This is a genomic window from Acinetobacter sp. 24-47-62 (genome assembly GCF_056779765.1).
In genome coordinates, this window is the sequence record NZ_JBWYIN010000030.1 from 1 (window position 1) to 2,974 (window position 2,974).

The window sequence follows — 2,974 nt, forward strand, 5'->3', positions numbered from 1 at the left end:
GCATATTTGTCATTTTTTGCCAATAAAATTGACCAAAAAACACGCTATTTGACTTGTGAGATACAAATGTGTGATACATTATTGTATATACAAATTTGAATGTTTTTTATGGAACTGTATTTCGAATGGGATGAGGCTAAAAACCAAAAGAATCAGAAAAAACATGATGTATCTTTTGAAACAGCAAGTCTCGTTTTTGAAGATCCGTTAAGGATCTCAATCCAGGATCGGCATACCAATGGTGAAGAACGTTGGCAAACGATCGGTATGGTTAAAGGTGTACTGATGTTATTGGTTGCTCATACCATCATTGATGATGATGACTGTGAAATCATACGAATTATTAGTGCAAGGCAAGTTACCAAAGCGGAGCGTAATCAATATGAGCATGGTTAGATATACACGCAAAGAACTGAATGAGAATTTCAGTGAAAAGCAAGATGCTGAAATTAAACGCTTGCTTGCAAAAGGAACTGTACCAGATGAGCAATTAGATCTATCTGACATTCCTGAGATTACCGACTGGAGTCATGCTGTTCGCCATGGGCAATTTTATCGTCCAGTGAAGCAACAAACATCTGTTCGTCTGGATGCTGATGTACTTGCATGGTTAAAAGCGCAAGGGAAAGGCTATCAGACACGTATGAATAAAATTCTACGTGAAGCAATGCTAGAAGATCTGAAGAATCATTGATGAAAATGGGAGCTATAGGCTCCCATTTTTAATTTCGCATAAGAGATTTTATGTTAAAGAAAATATTAAATAATATAATAAATAAGTTATTGAATTTAATTAATTTTTAAAGAAAAATATAGATTTTATAAGAAAAATTAATATTTATATCAAAAAACTTGATTATTTTTATTTTTACTGTATATTTAACTTAACTAGAAAAAAAGTCTTGTTTCGGTAAATCTTCCTTAAGTATCGCAGTTTTAGTCATAATCCTTCGTTTTTTAGATTTTAAGTCTCATTCTTTATTATTTTCAAAGTTATTAATCAGTCAATAAAATGACTAAAAAATTATTAAAAATTAGTAGGATATATTATGTCAAACTCAAATGTTGTTAAAGGTACTGTTAAGTGGTTTAACGAAACTAAAGGTTTTGGTTTCATTCAACAAGAATCAGGTCCAGACGTTTTTGCTCATTTCAGCGAAATCGCGAGTTCAGGTTTCAAGACCTTATTTGAAGGCCAGCAAGTTGAATTCAGTGTAGCTCAAGGTCAAAAAGGACCGAATGCTGTAAATATTGTTGCTATCTAAGTAATAATAAGCAGTAATAAAAAGCACTCATAAGTGCTTTTTTTATGCTTTAAAATGTTTTCAAAATTGAAAAAATCTCTAAAAAATAGGATATAAGTTGTTAAAAGTAAATGATTTAATTGCAAAATCTAAAAATGGTACTGAAATTATTGTTTCATTAATTCCTCTACATAAAATGCAAAATACACGTCAAGGTTTAAAACAAATCGAAGTAGGTAAAAGAGTTCTACTGGAATCTGGAATCGAAGTTGATTTAAATTTGGATGGCCGTACATTTTACACTTCTCTAAATCAGCTATTTAAATTAAATCATAAAGTTGCTTAGCGATAAATTTTTAAACATCAATAATTTATGTGGGATTTCCACTGCAATTTTTTTAAGGAAATATATATGTTTAAACAGACTCTCAGCGTAAAAGACCAGTTTGGCATTAAACACGCTATTCAAGCCACAGTGGATCATGAGTTTGCCAACACACAATCTCATTTGAATATAAAACATATCACCGTTGATGGTGAAGATATTCGACCTAGTTTTGAAATGCTTTTTCAAAGTACCTTAAGTGGAAAAATATTTAAAATCATCTAGAAATATAGTTTTTATAAAATCTATAGTCTGAATGAAATATCAGGACCTACTCGCTATCATGCGGGTTTTTTATACCTAATATTTATATTTGTAAGCCTTTGCTTATGCGAAACGAGAGTTCACAGCTCTCGTTTTTTTATTCTAAAACTGCTAAAATTCTTATACGCCATTGACGTACTTAAACCTATGTTATTCATTGAAACCAGTATTTTTACTAAGCAAATCAAAGAGCTTGTGAGTGATGAAGAGTATCGTCAGCTCCAGCAAGATCTCTTGGTACAGCCTGATAAGGGCGACTTAATCAAGAATGGTGGTGGAATTCGTAAAGTACGTTGTGCTCAGGGCAATAAAGGCAAAAGTGGCGGTATCCGTGTGATCTATTATTGGGTTACAGAAGATGATCAGATCTTTTTCCTGGTGGCTTATCCAAAGTCTGTGAAAGATAATCTGACAGACAAAGAAACCTCGATTCTACGTCAATTAGTAAAGGAGCAATTTCATGGATAACAACTTATTTGATGACCTGGTTGCTTCAATCAAAGAAGCTGGTGCCATAAAACGCAATGAAATAAAAGCAAGCCGAGTCACAGCGCTTGAATTGCCAGATATTAAAGAAGTACGTGAGAAAACTGGCTTAACCCAGGCAGAGTTTGCTGCACGTTTGCATATCAGCGCGAGAACCCTACAAAACTGGGAACAAGGCCGTCGTTATCCGACTGGTCCTGCAGCGACTTTAATTCGCATTCTGGATGCCCATCCAACTCTGATTTAAAAGTTTAGATAATAAAAAAGCCCAACATCCTGTTGGGCTTTTTTACGTATTTGATGCGTTGGTATAACTCCTGTCGTACCTGCATATTCCATTGCTACGATTTCTTATTGTTATCTGGAGCATCCTGCTCTCTATGTGTTCATCATAGAAAATTGAGGGGGATCGGTATAGACGCAAAATACCTGAATGAATGTGAGCCAAGGCGTACAAAATTGATTAAAACTTATCCCAAAAGTTGTCCGCAGAAATTGGGGATGAATTTGATCTTAAAAGGCATATATCTTATAGGGAATTGCGATTTTTGATCAATTTTTAACCAATTTTATTGGCAAGAAGTATCAAATTTGA

The 2,974-nt window shown here is 33.7% G+C and carries 7 protein-coding genes; all 7 read left to right on the top strand.

The features are described 5' to 3' along the window. The first annotated feature begins 108 nt into the window (after positions 1-108). The 7 genes from AC1M87_RS14690 to nadS all read left to right on the top strand — a co-directional run bounded on the left by AC1M87_RS14690 (position 109) and on the right by nadS (position 2,626). Positions 109-396 carry a BrnT family toxin gene (locus AC1M87_RS14690; RefSeq protein ID WP_002124950.1) on the top strand — a complete coding sequence of 96 codons (288 nt, stop codon included), beginning with the start codon at positions 109-111 and terminating at the stop codon, positions 394-396. Continuing rightward, the gene (locus AC1M87_RS14695; protein WP_481594112.1) at positions 383-694 is read left to right on the top strand and encodes a BrnA antitoxin family protein; all 312 of its coding nucleotides are present in this window, start codon (positions 383-385) and stop codon (positions 692-694) included. Before AC1M87_RS14690 ends, AC1M87_RS14695 begins: the two co-directional genes overlap by 14 nt. A 355-nt stretch (positions 695-1,049) precedes the next feature. Continuing rightward, entirely contained in the window at positions 1,050-1,265 is a 216-nt protein-coding gene (locus AC1M87_RS14700; protein WP_000071892.1) for a cold-shock protein, read from the top strand. A 97-nt stretch (positions 1,266-1,362) separates the two neighbouring features. Next, positions 1,363-1,590, top strand: coding sequence for a hypothetical protein (locus AC1M87_RS14705; protein WP_000921865.1), 228 nt, complete (start codon positions 1,363-1,365; stop codon positions 1,588-1,590). A gap of 66 nt (positions 1,591-1,656) precedes the next feature. Further along, a complete protein-coding gene (locus tag AC1M87_RS14710; protein ID WP_481594113.1) occupies positions 1,657-1,854 on the top strand; it encodes a hypothetical protein in 198 nt (65 codons plus the stop codon). 186 nt (positions 1,855-2,040) lie between these two features. After that, positions 2,041-2,361, top strand: coding sequence for a type II toxin-antitoxin system RelE/ParE family toxin (locus AC1M87_RS14715; protein WP_000897309.1), 321 nt, complete (start codon positions 2,041-2,043; stop codon positions 2,359-2,361). Beyond that, the gene (nadS, locus tag AC1M87_RS14720) at positions 2,354-2,626 is read left to right on the top strand and encodes a NadS family protein (RefSeq protein WP_005108769.1); all 273 of its coding nucleotides are present in this window, start codon (positions 2,354-2,356) and stop codon (positions 2,624-2,626) included. Before AC1M87_RS14715 ends, nadS begins: the two co-directional genes overlap by 8 nt. Positions 2,627-2,974: the final 348 nt, after the last annotated feature.

What these genes read in the sequence shown, in the direction of transcription:
- AC1M87_RS14710 (WP_481594113.1), top strand. Translation starts at nt 1,657, where the DNA reads ATGTTTAAACAGACTCTCAGCGTAAAAGACCAGTTTGGCATTAAACAC.
- AC1M87_RS14715 (WP_000897309.1), top strand. Translation starts at nt 2,041, where the DNA reads ATGTTATTCATTGAAACCAGTATTTTTACTAAGCAAATCAAAGAGCTT.
- AC1M87_RS14700 (WP_000071892.1), top strand. Translation starts at nt 1,050, where the DNA reads ATGTCAAACTCAAATGTTGTTAAAGGTACTGTTAAGTGGTTTAACGAA.
- nadS (WP_005108769.1), top strand. Translation starts at nt 2,354, where the DNA reads ATGGATAACAACTTATTTGATGACCTGGTTGCTTCAATCAAAGAAGCT.
- AC1M87_RS14695 (WP_481594112.1), top strand. Translation starts at nt 383, where the DNA reads ATGAGCATGGTTAGATATACACGCAAAGAACTGAATGAGAATTTCAGT.
- AC1M87_RS14690 (WP_002124950.1), top strand. Translation starts at nt 109, where the DNA reads ATGGAACTGTATTTCGAATGGGATGAGGCTAAAAACCAAAAGAATCAG.